Here is a 16,443-nt window from a genome sequence, read left to right on the forward strand (position 1 = left end):
CCCGGGTGGGCGACGGTGCCCGGCGAGAGTATCAGGATTCCTGATGATTGCGCGGTGGTGCGGGCGGGGTCACGCCGGTCGTGATCACGAGGACGTCGGGCAGGCCGAACGACCCGCGGACCTGCCCCACGTACCCCTCGACCCGTCAGGGGTCAGACGTGCTCCGGCTCCCGCGGCTCCGAGCGCGTCGGCACCGACCCCACATCGACCGACCGCGCCGCCACCCGGCTCCGGCGGGCGTCGGCGAGCACCGCGAGGGTCACGCCGCCGAGGATCGCCACCTCGCCGGCGAGCGCGAGCGGACCGGGCAGACCGCCCTCGGCGACCGCCGAGAACACGAACCCCCACGCGGTCTCCAGCGCCATGAGCTGGCTGACCAGCACCGGCGAGAGGTACCCCGCCGCGGCGTGCCAGAGCCGGACCGCCAGCCACGAGGACACCAGACCCAGGAACAGCACGACGGCGAGCGCGCGCAGTGGCTGCGCGGGCACCCCCTCGAGGAGCACCAGCGTGACGGCGGCCGGGACGGCCAGCGCGCCGGCGGCCAGGCCCTGGGCGCCGGCGAGCACGGGCGCGAGGTCGGGCCGGTCGTGGAGGAGCTTGTGCGAGTCCAGCCCATACCAGGACCAGGACGCGAGCGCGAGCACCGCGAGCCCCAGCCCGACCAGGGCGGAGAGCGACCAGTCCTGTCCGGGGCCGACGTGGAGCAGCACCTGGCCGACGCCGACGAGCGCGAGCGCCGGGACGAGGCCGGCCACGCGGCCGGTCCCCCGGGCCGAGACCAGCGCCATCACGACCGGGACGAGGCCGATGGTCGCGACGGCGACCGTGGGCCCGGCGAGGCGGACCGACACGGCGACGAGGGCGTAGTAGAGCACCGAGCCGGTCAGCGCGTGCGCGATCACGCGGCCCCACGGGACGTCCGCCCGCAGGACCCGCCTGACCTGGGGCAACGACACCGCCCCGAACGCCACGAACCGTCCCGTCGCCAGCAGCAGCGCGGGCGCGAGCGGCGCCAGTCCGGGCGCCACGAACACCGCTCCCCATGCCGCCCCGGCGATCACCATCGCCAGCAGGGCCACCTTCCTCGTCATGCTTCCAGCGTGCGCCCGCGGAGGTGGGCGATGCCGGGCGATCTCGGACGCCGCGGACCCCGATGGTGCACGATCCACCCATGACGAGCTCGACGACTGAACGTTCCGCCCACCTCGACCGGATCGACCGCGCGATCCTCGCCCACCTCGTCGACCACGGGCGCTCCAGCCTGGCCGACCTCGCCGAGTCCGTGTCGATCTCGGCGTCCTCGGCGCAGCGGCGGATGCGGCGGCTGGAGACCGAGCACGTGATCCGCGGCTACCGGGCCGTCCTCGATCCGGAGGCGATCGGCCGCTCCCTCGTCGTCCACCTCTCGGTGGTGCTCGTCGACCACGGCTCGGAGACCGTGAGCCGCTTCGAGCGCTGGATCGTCGACCTCGACGGGCTGGTGAGCTGCCACCACGTGACCGGCGACGTGGACTACCTGCTGCGCGTCGACGTCGCCGACGTGCACGCCCTCGACGTCCTGCTGCGTCGGACCCTCGCCCAGGTGCCGGGGGTCGCGCGGTTCACGACGATGGTCGCGACGTCGGCCCTGGTGGACCGCTTCTCGCGCCTGTGACTACGCGCCGCCCAGCGCGAGCCCCCGGTAGTTCTCGGCGATCGTGCGGCGCTCGCTGTCCGAGGACTCGATGAGCCGCAGGTGCGAGAGCGCCAGCTGCTCGTCGAACGGGTCGGCACCGGGGTCGCGGTGCAGCATCGTCGTCATCGTCCAGGAGAAGTGCGAGGCCCTCCAGACGCGGCGCAGCGCGGTCCCGGAGTAGGCGTCGAGCAGCGCCTCGTCCTTGGACGCGTACCACTCCCCCAGCGCCTCGGCGAGGAGCCGGACGTCGGCGACGGCGAGGTTGAGCCCCTTCGCGCCGGTCGGCGGGACGATGTGGGCGGCGTCGCCGGCCAGGAAGAGCCGCCCGTGGCGCATCGGCGCGCCGACGAAGCTGCGCATCGCGGTGACCGACTTGTCGGTGATCGGGCCCCGCGCCAGCGTGAACGACCCATCGTCGAGCGCGAACCGGTCCGCGAGCTCGTCCCAGATCGCGTCGTCCGACCACGACGACGCGTCGGTGCCGTTGGGCACCTGGATGTAGGCCCGGGTCACCGTCGGCGAGCGCATCGAGGCCAGCGCGAACCCGCGGGCGCCGCGGGCGTAGATCAGCTCGTGCGACGACGGCGCGACGTCGGCGAGGATCCCGAGCCACGAGTACGGGTAGACCCGCTCGTAGGTCGTCACCCGCGACGCCGGGATCGCCGCGCGGGCGACGCCGTGGAACCCGTCCGCGCCCACGACGACGTCGGCGCGCAGCTCGCGCTCGACGCCCTCGTACCGGTAGCGCACCCGCGGCGCGTCGGTGCCCACGTCCTCGACGGCGAGCACCTCGGCGGAGAACAGCAGGGGCTCGCCCTGCTCGAGGCGCAGCGCGATGAGGTCCTTGGTGATCTCGGTCTGGGCCCAGATCATGACGTTGCGGCCGGTCAGCTCCTGCATGTCCACCCGCACGCCGCGCCCGTCGAACCGCAGCTCGAACCCGTCGTGCGGCAGGCCGAGCCGGTCCATGCGCCCGGCGGCGCCGATCTCGCGGAGCACGTCGACGGTGCCGTGCTCGAGGATGCCCGCGCGCTGCCGGGTCTCCACGCGCTCGCGGGGCCGCGCCTCGAGGACCACCGAGTCGATCCCGCGGGCCCGCAGCAGGTGCGAGAGCAACAGGCCCGCCGGGCCGCCGCCGACGATCGCGACCTGGGTGCGCTCGGCGCTCACGCCCCCTCGCCCCGACCTGCGCTGGTCGAGCTCCGCTCCGCTCCGTCCCCGAGGAAGTCCAGGAACACCGTCTCCCCGGGGCCCTGGAGCCGGACGTCGAAGCGGTAGCCCGGGCCGCCGAACCAGCCGTCGGGCACGGCCAGCAGCGTCGCCGCGCGCTCCGGGGGCAGCGAGGCGAGCAGCGGGTCGGCCGCGTTCGCCTCGGTGTGGTTCGGGAAGTAGACGCGGGTGAAGAGGTGGTGCAGCAACCCGCGCGCGAACACCGTCACCGCCAGGTGCGGGGCTTCGGAGGTCCCGACGACGGCGGCCGGGCGCAGCGTGCGCACGGCGTAGTCCCCGGCGCGGTCGGTCGGCACCCGGGCGAACCCGGTGAAGGTGCGGCCGTCGCGGGCCATCGACCCGCCGCGGGTGGGCAGCTGCCCGTCGGGGCCGGCCTGCCAGAACTCCAGCAGGGCGTCCGGCACCGGCACGCCCGCGCCGTCGCGGACCGTGCCGTGCAGCGAGATCGCGCCCGCGGTGCCGGGCGCGACGACGTCGCCGCCCCCGGAGAAGGGCAGCCCGAACGCGAAGAACGGGCCGACCGTCTGCGAGGGGGTCGGTTCGGAGGTGGCCGTCATCGCCTCACACCTCGTCCGGGTCGGGCGGGGTGGCGCCGGGACCGTCGAGCACGATGTCCCACTGGTAGCCCAGCGCCCACTCCGCGACGGTCGTGTCGTGGTCGTAGCGCGCGATCATCCGCTGCTGCGCCTTCTCGTCGGTGACCGACGAGAAGATCGGGTCCAGCGCGAAGAGCTGGTCGCCCGGGAAGTACATCTGCGTGACGAGGCGCTGCGTGAACGCCGTCCCGAACAGCGAGAAGTGGATGTGCGCCGGCCGCCACGCGTTGTGGTGGTTCCGCCACGGGTAGGCGCCGGGCTTGATCGTCACGAAGCGGTAGCGGCCGTCGTCGTCGGTCAGACAGCGGCCGCCGCCGAAGAAGTGCGGGTCGAGCGGCGCCGGGTGCAGGTCGCCGTCGTGGCGGTAGCGCCCGGCGGCGTTGGCCTGCCAGACCTCGACGAGCTGGCCCCGCACCGGCCGGCCGGACGCGTCGAGCACCCGCCCGGTGACGACGATCCGCTCGCCGAGGGGCTCCCCGGTCGAGCGGATCGTGAGGTCGGCGTCGATCGGGGCGACGTCCTGGGGACCGAACACCGGCGCGGTCCGCTCGACGGCACTCGGCGACGCGACCACCAGCGGCTGGGTGGGCGCCCGCAGGGCCGTCGACCGGTAGGGCCCGTAGGCGCGGTCGGGGTGGCCGCCGCGCAGGGGCGGCGCGCTCGTGGCGGCGAGGATCTCGGCGGTGACGCGGTCCTGCTCGGTGGCTTCTCGCGCGGGACTCCCCGCGGACGGGTCGGCGGGTGGCGTGCTCACGACGCCCAGAGTGGCGGGGATCGCGGGCATGCGAGAGGCTGCCTTCCGTTCACCGGAAGCAAAGGAGCCGCCGGGCGTGTCGTCGACGACCGATGCCGAACCGAGCCCCGAAGCCCGCGCTCCGCGACCCCGGGGACGTGCCCGCCGCGGGCTGCCCGAGGGCAGCGGGCTGAGCTCCTCGAGTGGCCGCCGCGCCCCCAGCGTCACCGGCCGCGTCTTCTCGATCCTCGAGGCGTTCGACGGCGACCACCGGGCGCTCACCCTCACCGAGATCGCCCGGGCCGCCGCGCTGCCGGTCTCCACGGCGCACCGCCTGGTGGGCGAGCTGGCCGCCTGGGGCGCGCTCGAGCGGGGCCCCGACGGCGCCTACCGGATCGGGCTGCGGCTCTGGGAGGTCGGCTCGCTGGCCCCGCGCAGCGTCGGCCTCCGCGAGCGGGCCATGCCGATCCTCGAGGACCTCTACGAGGCGGTCCGCCAGAACGTCCAGCTGGCGGTCCGCGACGGCCACGAGATCGTCTACGTCGAACGGCTGGCGCACCCGGAGGCGGTGCGGGTGTTCTCGCGCGTCGGTGGCCGGTGGCCGCTGCACCCGACCGCCGTCGGTCAGGTGCTGCTCGCGTACGCCCCGCCGGTGGTGCAGGAGTCGGTGCTCGCCGAACGGCTGGCCGCCTACACGTCGCGGACCATCACCGACCCGGCCGTGCTGCGGCGGGTGCTCGCCGCGGTGCGCCGCGACGGGGTGGCGGTGTGCGACGGCATGATCGACCTCGCCGCGCTCTCGGTCGCGGCCCCCGTCCGCGGGGAGGACGACACCGTCGTCGCCGCCCTGTCGGTGGTCGTCCCGTCGCCGAGCGAGGGCGGCGGGATCGAGCCCCGGACGCTGGTGCCGGCGGTGCGGGCCGCCGCGCGCGGCATCTCGCGGGCGCTCGGCGCCCCGACCGCGCTGCGCTCCGACGCCGTGCCCCGCGCGGAGGGGCGGCGCGCCGAGTCGTGACGGCGCCCCTCGCCCCCGTGCCAGCAATGGCACATTCCTCCCGTCCAGCGCCAGAACGGCGCCGCTCACCCACCGACGGGTAGCGCACCCGTTGGTCCGAACGGTCGTTCGAGGTGCGTGCGATGGATCACGGGCAGGGCGCGGGCCGGCCGGGCGGTACGCGCCGCGGTCGTGGTGCTGGCGGCGGCGACCGCCCTCGTCGTCGGGAGCAGCACCGCGTCGGCGGGGGTGCCGGCCTGGGGCTCCGGTGGCTCGGGGCCCGCCTTCGACGTCCCGCAGAGCGCCCTCGACGCGGCCCTGACCTGCGGCCCCGGCACGACCGACGCGTCGCGCCCGGTGGCGCTGTTCATCGCCGGGACGACGCTGACCCCGCAGGAGAACTTCTCCTGGAACTACTTCCGGGCCTTCACCGCCGCGGGCCGGCCGTTCTGCTCGGTCGAGCTGCCGAACCACGCGATGAGCGACATCCAGGTCTCCGCCGAGTACGTCGTCAACGCGATCCGCGCGGTGTCGCAGCGCAGCGGCCGCAAGGTCGCGATCGTCGGCTTCTCGCAGGGCGGCATGATCGGGCGCTGGGCGCTGAAGTACTGGCCCGACACCCGCGGCGACGTCGGGGACTACGTCGGGATCGACCCGTCGAACCACGGCACCCTCGACGCCTACCCCGCCTGCGCCGCCGCGGGCTGCGCGCCCGCGTTCTTCCAGCAGCAGTCGTACTCGCACTTCACGACGGCGCTGAACTCCGGTCCCGAGACCTTCGCCGGGATCGACTACACGACGGTGTACACCCCCACCGACGAGGTCGTCGTCCCCAACCTGCCGCCGGCCCCGAGCTCGGCGCTGACCACCGGAGCCGGGCGCCGCGAGAACATCTCGACCTTCGACGTGTGCCCCGGCCACGTCGCCGACCACCTCTCGATGGGCTCGTTCGACGCGCTGGCCTACGCGGTCGTGATCGACGCGCTCGACCACGACGGGCCGGCCGCCCCGGCCCGCATCGACCGCGGGGTGTGCCTGCAGCCGCTGCAGCCCGGCGTCGACCCCGCGACGTTCCCGGCGAACCTGGCCGGCTACCTCGCGGGCGTCGGGTTCCAGGTGGCGACCTACCCGCACGTGCTCGCCGAGCCGCCGCTGAAGCCGTACGCGCGGGGCTGAGCCTCGGCGGGATGCCAGCGGAGCGTCGTTGCTTGCATCCAGTGGCAGGAAAGCCGCGTCGTCGAACGGCCGCTCACTCCAGGTCGGCCCGCTCCGCCTCGGCCTGGTCGAGGGCGCGGCGGGCCTCGTCGGCGGCGGTCTCGGCGTCCTCGCGGGCCTGGCTCGCCTCGTCCCGCTGCTCGCGGGCCCGCTCCTGCGCCGCCTCGGCCCGCTCCAGGCGCTCGCGCAGCCCGCGGACGGTCTCCTCGGCATCGTCGAGGTCCGACCCGGCCTGCTCGGCCCGCGCCCGGGTGCGCTCGAGGGCCCGGTCGGCGTCGTCGCGCTCCTCCCGGGCCCGTTCCACCGCGCGGTCGGCCGCCTCCCGGGCCCGGCGCCGCTCCTCCTCCTGCTCCTCCCGCTGCTCCTGCTCCCGACGGTCCTCGACATCGCCGCCACCCGCGGAGCCGGTCTCCACGCCGCCCGACGACGGACGACGCGGCGGCGGCCGCCGGGTCGTGGTCGCCGAGCCCCGCCGTCCGCCCCCCGCCGGCTGCGAACCCCCCGAGAACCCCACCCCGGGCTCGAGGCCGGTCGTGAGCCGCCCCTCGGCGAAGGCGCGCGCGGCGTCCCCGTCGGCGAGCGCCGCGGCGATCGTGTTCTCGAGGTCCCGCGCCACCGAGTCGCCGACCCCGACACCGTCCTGGCGCGCCAGCCGCCGCGCCCGCGCGACGAGCGCGCCCACCAGCTCCCGACGTTGCCGGGTCAGGGTCCGCAGCGCGTCCCCGGAGAGCTCCTCCTGGGCCGAGCGCAGCGAGCCGCCGAGCTCCTCGAGCGCCGCCACCTCGTCGGGCGACTCCCGGGCGAGCACGTTGGCCAGCCACGCGCCGAGCGAGGGCTTGCGGAGGGCCCCGATGGCGGTGGCGGCCTCCCGGTCCTTCGCGGCGCGGGCGGCCTTGACGAGCTCGGTACGCCGCGGGACGAACTGGTCGGGGTGCAGGCCGTAGAGCTCGTCGGCGGCGTCGTCGACATCCGGGGCCCCGCCTGCGTCGTCGTCCTGCGCCACGGCGGCATCCTGCCGTGCCGGGAGCCCTCAGCCCACCGTCTGGCTGCGCGGCGGGTCGGTGAGCGCGTCGACGTCCTCGGCGAGCAGGTGGAGCTGGGTCGCGAGCCGGGCCGGGCCGCCCGGCCAGGCGTCGGGATCGGTCCGTGCCAGCGACTCGGCGACCCCGTGGGCGTCGCGGGAGCGGCCGGACCCGGCCACGGGGTCGGCCTCGCGGGGGTGCTCGGCCAGCGACCGGACGACGCCGGCGAGGTCGGCGACGCCGTCCACCAGCTCCGTCGGTACGGTGTCGCCCCGCTCGGCGACGTCGGCCGCGGTCCGCGCGAGGAGCACCGCCCCGGCGTGCACGTACTCCAGTCCCGCTAGACGGCCCGTGACCGCCGCCAGCGTCGAGCGCTCCCGACGGCCCCGCACCGTGGACCGGGCGAGGTGCTGCGAGGTGTCGCGGGTGTCGAGCACCGCGGCCACGTCGGCGTGACCGCTCCGCAGCCGCTCGGCCGCCCGGCGGGCCGCGTCCGCCGCGTCGGGATCTCCGCCGGACGCCGCCCGCAGCGCCCCGGCCACGTCGTCGAGACCGTCGGCGATGCCCCGCAGCGCCGTCGAGGCCGCGTCGGTGAACCGCCGGACGGGGCTCGGCGTGACGAGCACCTGGCTCACCACCAGCGCGATCACCCCACCGATGATCGCGCTCGCGAGGCGTGACCAGCCGGCCTGCGAGGACCCGATCCCGACGACGAGCAGCGCTGCGATCCCGGACTGCAGCAGCGCGAGCGGGTTGATGCTGCCCAGCGAGACCACGAGCATCCCGACGACGACGGCCGCACCCACCTGCAGCCACCCGCTGCCGATCACGAGCCTGGCGAGCTCCCCGACCGCCACCCCGGCCACGACGCCGAGCAGCAGCCGCGCCGCCCGCAGGCCCCGCTTCTCGGCGCTGTCGGTCAGGCACACCACGGCGGCGATCGGGGCGAAGATCGGGGTCGCCTGCCGGAGGAGCAGCTGCGCGACGAGGAAGGCGACGACGGCGACGACGCCGTCGAGGGCGATCCGGACCCAGGCCTGCCGCAGCCGGTCGGCGGCGCGGCCGGGCAGACCCGCCAGCACCTCCCGGGCGCGGGCGGCCGGGGACGACGACGGGCGGGCGGTGGTCACCGGGACCACCTACCCGCCCGTCGTGGACGCCGAACGAAGGGCTACTGGTGCAGCGTCTCCTCGTCCGCGGCCGCGTCGGCGGCCTCCTCCTCGACCTGGGCGGCCACCGCCTCGCGCGGCATCACCATGCGCTCCGCCAGGTAGTAGATGACCAGCGACCACACCGCGACGAGGGCCAGGTCCCACCACTCGGGGATGACCGTGACCCACGCGTCGTACTGCCCGAGCGCCGAGATGACCCCGATCCCGACCAGCCACGGAAGGATCCAGGCGAGACTGCGGACCTGCAGGTCCTTGGCGGCCGCGGGGATGCTGTGCCGGGAGGCCTGCACCGCGCGGTAGACGGCGAAGAGCACGAAGCCGATGACGATCGCGACGTAGAGCTTCCAGAGGGTCGTCCAGCCCGACCAGTAGATGATCTCGTTCGCGGCGATGAACGACAGCGGGGCGATGACGCCGGCCGCGGGCATCTTGTAGGGCCGGGTCCGGTCCGGGTCGGCCCGGCGCAGCGCCGCGAGCGTGAGCGGCGCGAACCCGTACATGATCACCGTCGCGGACGTGACGAGCGAGACCAGCGACTGCCAGCTCGGGAACGGCAGGAACGCGATGATCCCGACGACGAACGCCACCGCGGTCGAGACCCACGGGATACCACGCTTCGAGATCTTCGACAGCCCCTTGGGCGCGAACCCGGACTGGCTGAGCGCGTACGACAGGCGCGCCGAGGTCGCGACGTAGACCAGGCCGGTACCGGCCGGCGAGATGAACGCGTCGACGTAGAGCAGGATCGACAGCCAGGTCAGACCGAGGGCGCCGGCGATCGTCACGTAGGGCCCGAAGTCGCCCTTGCCGATCGGGTCGGCCCAGCCGCCCGCCAGGTTGGCCGGGTCGAGGGCACCGATGAACGCGACCTCGAGGGCCAGGTAGATCACGACACCGACCGCGACGGCCCCGATCAGGGCCCGCGGCATGTCCCGCTGCGGGTTGCGCGCCTCGCCACCCATCTGGGCAGCCTGCTCGAAGCCCTGCAGGGCGAACACCACCCCCAGCGGCAGGGCGGCGAACACCCCGTGCGCACCGAACGGGGCGAAGCCGCCGCCCGCGGTGAAGTTCGACCCGTGGAAGGAGACGAAGACCAGCACGATCACCGTGAGCACCGGGATCGCGATCTTCCACAGCACCGTGATCCGGTTGGTCTCGGCGAGGAAGGCCACCCCGAGCAGGTTGATGCCGGTGAACAGCACCATCAGCGCCGCGGCGAGCAGGAAGCCGACGCCGGTGAGGTTGCCGTTGTCGTCGACCAGCCCGTGGACGAGGTGGTCGAGGTAGGACAGCGCCGCCTCCACCTCGATCGGGGCGATCGCCACCGCCTGGATCCAGCCGACCCACCCGGCCGCGAACCCGGCGATCGAGCCGAACGCCAGCCGGGGGTAGCGGGCCGTGCCGCCGGCCACCGGGTAGGTCGAGCCGAGCTCGGCGTGGACCAGGGCCAGCAGGATGACGATGACCCCGGCGAGCACCCAGGACAGGATGGACGCCCCGCCGGCCGACTTCGCGGCCGTGAGCGCGCCGAGCAGCCAGCCCGACCCGATGATCGAGCCGAGCGAGATGAACATCAGGGCGCTGAACCCGACGGTGCGGCGCAGGCCGGTGCCCGTGGTGACCACGGGTCCTTCGGCGGTGGTGGACATGGGTCTCCCGGGATCACGAGGTGGCCAGTCGGTGGGCGTGCTCGGTGGGCCGGGCACACCCGGTTGCGCGGAATGGTGCGCACCAGTGGGCCGCCGCGCGACTCGGACAAAGCACGCGAAAACATGATCATCTTCGCGTAACGGTCGACAAACCCCCCGAAAACCGACACGTCGTAATCAGACCGTCACGTCCGGACGCGATTTCAGCGGTTGAGCCGCCCATCCGAGTGGGCACGCGCGCGCGTTGGGATACGAAGCGTCAGCCCGTGTCTCAGACGGCGAGCGGTGGTCCGTCCCCCTCGTCGGCCCGCACCTGGGCCTCCACCTGGGCGCGCAGCTGCGCCAGCGTCCGGGTCAGCAGCCGCGAGACGTGCATCTGCGAGATGCACAGCACCGCCGCGATCTCGGCCTGGGTCTGCTCGTGCACGAACCGCAGGGCCAGCATCGTGCGCTCGCGCGGCGGCAGGCTCGCCACGAGCGACCGGACCAGCGACCGGACCTCGACGCGGTCGAACTCGGGGTCGACCGAGCCGAGGATGTTCGCGAGCGAGGAGTCCTCGCCCTCGCCGAGGGTCTCGTCGAGCGAGGCCGGGTGGTAGGACCCGTGCGCGGCCACCGCCTCGGCCACCTCCTCGCGGGTGAGCCCGAGGTGGGTCGCGATCTCCGGCACCGTCGGCGCCCGGCCGAGCCGCTGCGACAGCGCCGACGTCGCCGTGCCGACGGCGAGGTAGCGGTCCTTGACGCTGCGCGGGGTGCGCACCGACCAGGCGGAGTCCCGGAAGTAGCGCCGGACCTCACCCATGATCGTCGGGACCGCGTAGGACAGGAAGTCGCGCTCGCGTCCCGGGTCGAACCGGTCCACGGCGTGCATCAGGCCCACGGTGGCGACCTGCTCGAGGTCCTCGGTGGGCTCGCCGCGCCGCGCGAAGCGCCGGGCGATGTTGCGCGCGACCGGCAGGTAGGAGACGACGAGCCGGTCGCGCAGCGCGGCGCGGCGCGGGTCGTCGGCGTCGCACGCGGCGTGCTCGACGAAGAGCGGGACGAGCGCGGCGAAGTCCTCGCCGCGGGGCTCGTCGTCCTTCGTGGTGGAGGCCCTCGTGGTGGAGCCCGTCGTGGTGGAGGCCGTCGGGGCGGCGGCCGGGGCCGCCCTGCCCTCGGTCGCGTCCCTGCCGTCCGGGGGGCGCGTTGCGGTGTGCGTCATGAGCCGTACCCCAGACACCGCGCCGGGGAGATCCGGAACGGTATATGCGAGCCGTGTCGTCGCGGCTGGGGGCTCAACCGGAGAACAAGAGTGTCCCGGAGATTGTCAGCCGGGCCGTCGCGGGCGCAACTCCCGCGATCAGGCGCCGTGTCCGACGGCACTGCGGGGCCGCACGCCGCGGACCAGGTCGAGCAGGGCCTCGTCGACGACCTCGTGGTGGGTGACGCTCACCGCGTGGGCGGCGTCGGGGACCTCGACGAGGCGCGCGGTGGGCCCGATCGCGTCGAGGATGCGGCGCCCGTGCGCGGCGGGGGTGAGGCGGTCGCGGGTGGCGACCACCACGACGACCGGGATGCGCGCCAGGACGTGCACCGCCGCGGACTCGTCGTGGTCGAGCAGCGCGGCGCCGAAGGCCTGCCCCACGGGCAGGGGGAGCCGCTCGCTGACCGCCTGGGCGCCGCGGACGTCCTCGTCGGTCGCCTCGGCGGTGAACAGCAGCCGGCGGATCGTCCAGCGCCCCACCCAGGAGTCCCGCCACGGCAGCAGGTCGGCCAGCGGCGCGGCCGCCCTCGCCCCGGCCATGACGGCCGGGAGGACGCCGAGCCGGCGCGCCAGCCCGTGCGCGAGCCCGACCGGCCCCTGCCGGACCAGGTCACCCGCGGACGTCGCGACCAGGAACGCGCCGATGACCCGGGTGCCGAACCACTCCGGCCGCTGCCGGGCCAGCGCGAGGATGGTCATGCCGCCCATCGAGTGCCCGACGAGCACGACGGGCGAGGACGGGGCGACGGCGTCGACGACGGCCGCGAGGTCGCGTCCGGTCTGGTCGACGGTGGCGTGGGAGGCCTCGCCCCACCCGGAGCGCCCGTGGCCGCGCTGGTCCCACGTCACCACGCGGGCGTGGCCGTCGAGGGCGGCGATCTGGGGTTCCCAGAACCCCGAGTCGACGGTGAAGCCGTGACAGAACACGACCGTCGGGCCGTGGCTGCCACGGATCGAGACGTCGAGCGGGACGCCGTCGTCGCCGACGACGCCGGGGACCGGGCGTTCTCGCCGTCCGGGCCGGCGCAGGGCGGTGTCCATCACGAACCTCCGGATGCCCGTCGGGAGAGGGCGGCTCACCCGGTGCCGGGACGAGCGGCCGGTCGGGGACGTCACAGGGTGACGGCGCTCCCCCTCGTCGGGGAGCGCGGGCGGGGAGCCGCACGCGGATCGCGTGCTCGGGGGGAGCGGACCGGTCGGGGGGACGACCGGTCCGCTCGACGCTCCGGGCACCCGGGGGGATGGGGCCCGGGAGCGCCCCGCCGACCGAGCCGGCGGCGCGCAGGACTGTACCCGGGAGGGTTGTGTGAGCCGCGTCCCGTGGTGCGGATCGTGACGGCCTCGCCGCCGGCCGGGCGGGCCGGTCAGGGCTCGAGCGGGAGCACCACGTGGGACGGGTGGGCGGCGTCGTGGAGGATCTCCCGCTCCCGCGGCACGAGGACGTCGGCCTCGCCGAGCGCGGCCCCGGTACCGGGGTGGCGCGCGAAGCGCGGGTGCGCGCCGCCCGAGATCTGGACCCGCAGCCGGTGGCCCGCGGCGAACCGGTGCCCGACCGGCCAGAGCGCGACCTCGACGGCGACGGTGCCGTCGGCGGACGGGCCGGGGTCGGTCGGGGTGATCCGCCGGATCCCGTCGGTCACGTTCACCGAGCGCCCGGTCTCGTCGACGTCGCAGACCCGGACGAAGACGTCGAGGTGCTCGACCTCGGCGCGCACGTGCACCGTCGCCCGCACCGGCCCCAGGGCGACCACGTCGCGCGGGAGCACCGGACCGGTGAAGACCACGACGTCGGGGCGGGCCTCGAGGGCGGACTGGTCGCGCGGCCCCGACCGCCCGGAGAGGATGGCGCCGCCGACGGCGGGCGTCGGGTCGTGCGGGTCGTAGCGCTGCCGCGTGCCCGCCCAGTGCGCGCCGCCGCGCTCGGGCACCGTCGGGATCTCCTCGCCGAGCCCGTGGTCGGTGTGGAGGTAGAGGGTCCGCTCGGTCACGTGCGCGGGCGGCCAGTCCTCCAGGCGGCGCTCGCCGCCGCCGCCGGAGAGCTCGAGGTGGACCGGGCGCTCCCCGTCGGGACCGGTGACGTCACCGAGCGCGCGGTCGAACAGTGCCAGCGCGTCGCGCAGGCCCGCGGCCATCCCCGCCGGGGTGGTGTGCACCCACGGGCCGATGCGCAGCACCGGACGGGCGCCGGCGGCGCGCAGCGCGGCGTAGTCCTCGAGCTGCCACGGCAGGAAGATGTCCTGCCAGCCCCCGGTCATGGACACGGCCACCCCGTGCCGGGCCACCTCGCTGACCCGGCCGGCGTAGGAGCGCTTGGCCCAGTACGCGGAATCGGGTGCCTGCTCGGAGAGCCAGTCCTGGAAGAAGTCGATCGGTGCGCCCGCGGCCACCGTGTCCGCCGTCGAGAGCGGCACCGCCCCGAACCCCGCCTGCACCCGGTGCTGCACGGCCTCCGCGAGCCGCTGCCGGATGCGGGGGCGGCGCATCATCGACGCCCAGGACAGCCCGTTGTCGAGGGAGAACGAGCCACCCGGGTAGGTCTGGTCCCGGAACTGCGAGGCCGTGACCATCGTCCCCATCGCGCGCAGCGCGTCGCCCGCGTCCGCGGCCAGCGCCCACTGCGTGATCCCGAGGTAGCTCGGGCCGAGGGTGACCACCCGCCCGTCGCACCACGGCTGGGCGGTGACCCAGCGGACGGTGGCGACCCCGTCGTCCGCCTCGTCGAACGGCGAGAGCTCGCCCTCGGAGTCCCGCGTGCCGCGCACCGACTGGACGACGACCTGGCGGCCCCGCTCGGCGACGACCCGCCCGAACAGCGCCCCGATCCAGCCGGCCCGGCCGTAGGGGCTGCGCACGAGCACCACCGGGCCCCGCGTGACGCCCGCCGGGACGTACCGGTCGTGGCGCAGCACCAGACCGTCGGGCATCGGCACGGCCACGTCCCGCACGACGCGGACGCGCGGCGTGCGCGGGGCGGGCAGGCCGGTGGCCCGGCGCAGCAGGCGGGTGACCGGGCTCATGGCCCCATCATGACGTGACCCCCCGACAGCACCGCCCGGCCCGGCTGTTCATGTCGTGTTCAACGACCCACGGTCGCAGCCCGATCACCGACGGGTGACGCTGCGGCGCGTGACGCGTACCCCCCGTGGCGAGGCCCCCGACGTCGGCGTGCCCGCCGACCTCGCCGAGCACCTGACCATCGCGGAACAGCACGACTGGCTCTCGGGCTTCCTGCGGCGCCACCCGGTGAGCCGGCGCTCCGCCCTCAAGCAGGGCACGGGCGTCGTCGCCGCCCTGGGGCTCGCCGCCGCGCCGTGGACGCCGGCCGCGTGCGCGTCGGCCGCCGCCGCACCGGTCACCGTCGTCGGGCGCCACCTCGCGTTCGGCGACGACCCGATGAGCTCGATGTCGATCGCCGGGGAGCTCACCGCGCCCCCGCCGGCCGGCGCGATGGTGGTCGACCTCGGCCGGGACGGGGACTTCGGCGCCCGCCTCCCGGTCGAGGTGCGCCACCTGGTCTCCCAGGTCCCGCAGGCAGACGGGTCGATCCGTGCCAGTGACCAGTACTTCGTGCACGCGCTCGCCACCGGGCTGCAGCCCGGCCAGAGCTACACCTACCGCTTCCGCATGCCCGACGGCACGACCACCGAGCCCGCGAGCTTCCGGACGGCGCCGCGCACCGCTTCCGGGCCGTGGAGCTTCACCGCGTTCGCCGACCAGGGCGTGGACCTGGTGCCGCCGAGCGGGCTGGCCGGGTTCACCAACGGCTACTACAAGCCCGACGACACCCGCCGGACGCCGACCCCGTCCACCACGATGGTCGACCGGGTCGCCGCGACCCGCGCGGCCTTCCACCTGCTCGCCGGCGACATCTGCTACGCCGACCCCTCCGGCAACGGGCAGGTCGTGAAGAGCACCGGGACCTCGACGACGGCGGCGGGGTTCGACAGCTTCGACCCGACGGTGTGGACGACCTACTTCGGGCTGATCGAGCGCAGCGCCGCCACGACACCGTGGATGTTCGCGACCGGCAACCACGACATGGAGGCGCTCTACGACGACAACACCGCCCGCGGCGCGAGCCACGGCTACGGCGGGCACGCGGCGCGGCTGGACCTCCCCCGCACCGGGCCGAGCGCCTGCCCGAGCGTCTACGCGATGCGCTACGGCAACGTCGGGATCGTCAGCGTCGACGCCAACGACCTCTCCACGGAGATCCCGACGAACGCCGGGTACTCGGGCGGCTCCCAGCTGGCGTGGCTGCGGCAGACGCTCACGCAGTGGCGCCGGGCCCGGCGTGGACTTCGTCGTCGCGTTCTTCCACCACTGCGCCTTCGCGACGTCGTCCACCCACGGCTCCGACGCCGGGGTGCGGGCCGCGGTGGCGCCGCTGTTCGACGAGTTCTCCGTCGACCTCGCGCTGCAGGGCCACAACCACCAGTACGAGCGGTCCAATCCGATCCGCTTCGGTCGCTCCAGCGTGCAGGCCCCCGACGGGGCGACGGTGCGTCCGGAGACCGACGGCACGACCTACGTGTGCGTGGGGTCGGGCGGGCGCCCCCGCTACGGCTGGCAGCCGAACGAGACCGACCGCTACCGCGGCAGCACCGGGCCGGACAGCGGGGTGGAGGTGGTGAGCTTCCAGGCGACCGGGGCGACGACGAAGATTCCCGACGCCGTCGACTGGTCCCAGGCGCGCTACCTCGACTACGCCTACGTGACCGTGGACGTCGCGCCGCCGCCGGGGCCGGGGCAGACCACGACGATGACGCTGCGGACGATCACCGACACCGGCCGGGAGATCGACCGGGTCGTCCTGGAGCGCCGCGCCCGCTGAGCCGGGCCGTCGTCGTCGGGACCCGGGACGACCGGAGGGCACCGTCCCCACGCGAGGTGGGGACGGTGCCCTCCGAC

15 protein-coding genes are annotated in these 16,443 nt (G+C 75.2%); 4 read left to right on the top strand and 11 right to left on the bottom strand.

Annotated elements, in window-relative coordinates:
- Nucleotides 1-152: 152 nt before the first annotated feature.
- Nucleotides 153-1,094 carry a DMT family transporter gene (locus HH311_RS05235; protein WP_169182427.1) on the bottom strand — a complete coding sequence of 314 codons (942 nt, stop codon included), beginning with the start codon at nucleotides 1,092-1,094 and terminating at the stop codon, nucleotides 153-155.
- An 80-nt stretch (nucleotides 1,095-1,174) separates the two neighbouring features.
- Between HH311_RS05235 and HH311_RS05240 the strand changes: the two genes are divergently transcribed.
- On the top strand, nucleotides 1,175-1,657 hold the full coding sequence (locus tag HH311_RS05240; RefSeq protein ID WP_169182428.1) for an Lrp/AsnC family transcriptional regulator: 483 nt from the start codon (nucleotides 1,175-1,177) through the stop codon (nucleotides 1,655-1,657).
- Here the strand turns inward: HH311_RS05240 and HH311_RS05245 are convergent, their stop codons facing one another.
- From HH311_RS05245 to pcaH, 3 genes are read right to left on the bottom strand one after another with little or no spacing between them, the layout of a single operon-like run.
- Complete coding sequence (locus HH311_RS05245; RefSeq protein ID WP_169182429.1) at nucleotides 1,658-2,848, bottom strand: 4-hydroxybenzoate 3-monooxygenase; 1,191 nt, start codon at nucleotides 2,846-2,848, stop codon at nucleotides 1,658-1,660. It lies immediately after the preceding gene.
- Nucleotides 2,845-3,465 (bottom strand): protocatechuate 3,4-dioxygenase subunit alpha, encoded by a 621-nt coding sequence (pcaG, locus tag HH311_RS05250; RefSeq protein WP_169182430.1) that lies wholly within the window; start codon nucleotides 3,463-3,465, stop codon nucleotides 2,845-2,847. Before pcaG ends, HH311_RS05245 begins: the two co-directional genes overlap by 4 nt.
- A gap of 4 nt (nucleotides 3,466-3,469) precedes the next feature.
- Nucleotides 3,470-4,180, bottom strand: a complete 711-nt coding sequence (pcaH, locus tag HH311_RS05255; protein ID WP_396027425.1) for a protocatechuate 3,4-dioxygenase subunit beta — start codon at nucleotides 4,178-4,180, stop codon at nucleotides 3,470-3,472.
- A 154-nt stretch (nucleotides 4,181-4,334) separates the two neighbouring features.
- Between pcaH and HH311_RS05260 the strand changes: the two genes are divergently transcribed.
- Nucleotides 4,335-5,252 carry an IclR family transcriptional regulator gene (locus HH311_RS05260; protein WP_396027418.1) on the top strand — a complete coding sequence of 306 codons (918 nt, stop codon included), beginning with the start codon at nucleotides 4,335-4,337 and terminating at the stop codon, nucleotides 5,250-5,252.
- Nucleotides 5,253-5,369: 117 nt separating this feature from the next.
- Nucleotides 5,370-6,407 carry a lipase gene (locus HH311_RS05265; protein WP_312029953.1) on the top strand — a complete coding sequence of 346 codons (1,038 nt, stop codon included), beginning with the start codon at nucleotides 5,370-5,372 and terminating at the stop codon, nucleotides 6,405-6,407.
- Between the two features lie 73 nt (nucleotides 6,408-6,480).
- Here the strand turns inward: HH311_RS05265 and HH311_RS05270 are convergent, their stop codons facing one another.
- From HH311_RS05270 to HH311_RS05300, 7 genes are all read right to left on the bottom strand, one after another.
- On the bottom strand, nucleotides 6,481-7,449 hold the full coding sequence (locus HH311_RS05270; protein WP_169182433.1) for a hypothetical protein: 969 nt from the start codon (nucleotides 7,447-7,449) through the stop codon (nucleotides 6,481-6,483).
- 27 nt (nucleotides 7,450-7,476) lie between these two features.
- Entirely contained in the window at nucleotides 7,477-8,598 is a 1,122-nt protein-coding gene (locus HH311_RS05275) for an FUSC family protein (RefSeq protein ID WP_169182434.1), read from the bottom strand.
- Nucleotides 8,599-8,639: 41 nt separating this feature from the next.
- Complete coding sequence (locus tag HH311_RS05280; protein ID WP_248292009.1) at nucleotides 8,640-10,289, bottom strand: APC family permease; 1,650 nt, start codon at nucleotides 10,287-10,289, stop codon at nucleotides 8,640-8,642.
- A 271-nt stretch (nucleotides 10,290-10,560) separates the two neighbouring features.
- A complete protein-coding gene (locus tag HH311_RS05285; RefSeq protein WP_169182435.1) occupies nucleotides 10,561-11,490 on the bottom strand; it encodes a SigB/SigF/SigG family RNA polymerase sigma factor in 930 nt (309 codons plus the stop codon).
- A 138-nt stretch (nucleotides 11,491-11,628) separates the two neighbouring features.
- Nucleotides 11,629-12,573 carry an alpha/beta fold hydrolase gene (locus HH311_RS05290; protein WP_169182436.1) on the bottom strand — a complete coding sequence of 315 codons (945 nt, stop codon included), beginning with the start codon at nucleotides 12,571-12,573 and terminating at the stop codon, nucleotides 11,629-11,631.
- A gap of 323 nt (nucleotides 12,574-12,896) precedes the next feature.
- The gene (locus HH311_RS05295; protein ID WP_169182437.1) at nucleotides 12,897-14,549 is read right to left on the bottom strand and encodes a CocE/NonD family hydrolase; all 1,653 of its coding nucleotides are present in this window, start codon (nucleotides 14,547-14,549) and stop codon (nucleotides 12,897-12,899) included.
- A 594-nt stretch (nucleotides 14,550-15,143) separates the two neighbouring features.
- The gene (locus HH311_RS05300) at nucleotides 15,144-15,290 is read right to left on the bottom strand and encodes a hypothetical protein (RefSeq protein WP_169182438.1); all 147 of its coding nucleotides are present in this window, start codon (nucleotides 15,288-15,290) and stop codon (nucleotides 15,144-15,146) included.
- A 536-nt stretch (nucleotides 15,291-15,826) separates the two neighbouring features.
- On the opposite strand from HH311_RS05300, the gene HH311_RS05305 reads away from it, so the two are divergent.
- Nucleotides 15,827-16,366, top strand: a complete 540-nt coding sequence (locus HH311_RS05305) for a hypothetical protein (protein WP_169182439.1) — start codon at nucleotides 15,827-15,829, stop codon at nucleotides 16,364-16,366.
- Nucleotides 16,367-16,443: the final 77 nt, after the last annotated feature.

Source organism: Actinomycetospora sp. TBRC 11914, from assembly GCF_012933465.1.
In the GTDB taxonomy this organism is placed as follows: Bacteria; Actinomycetota; Actinomycetes; order Mycobacteriales; family Pseudonocardiaceae; genus Actinomycetospora.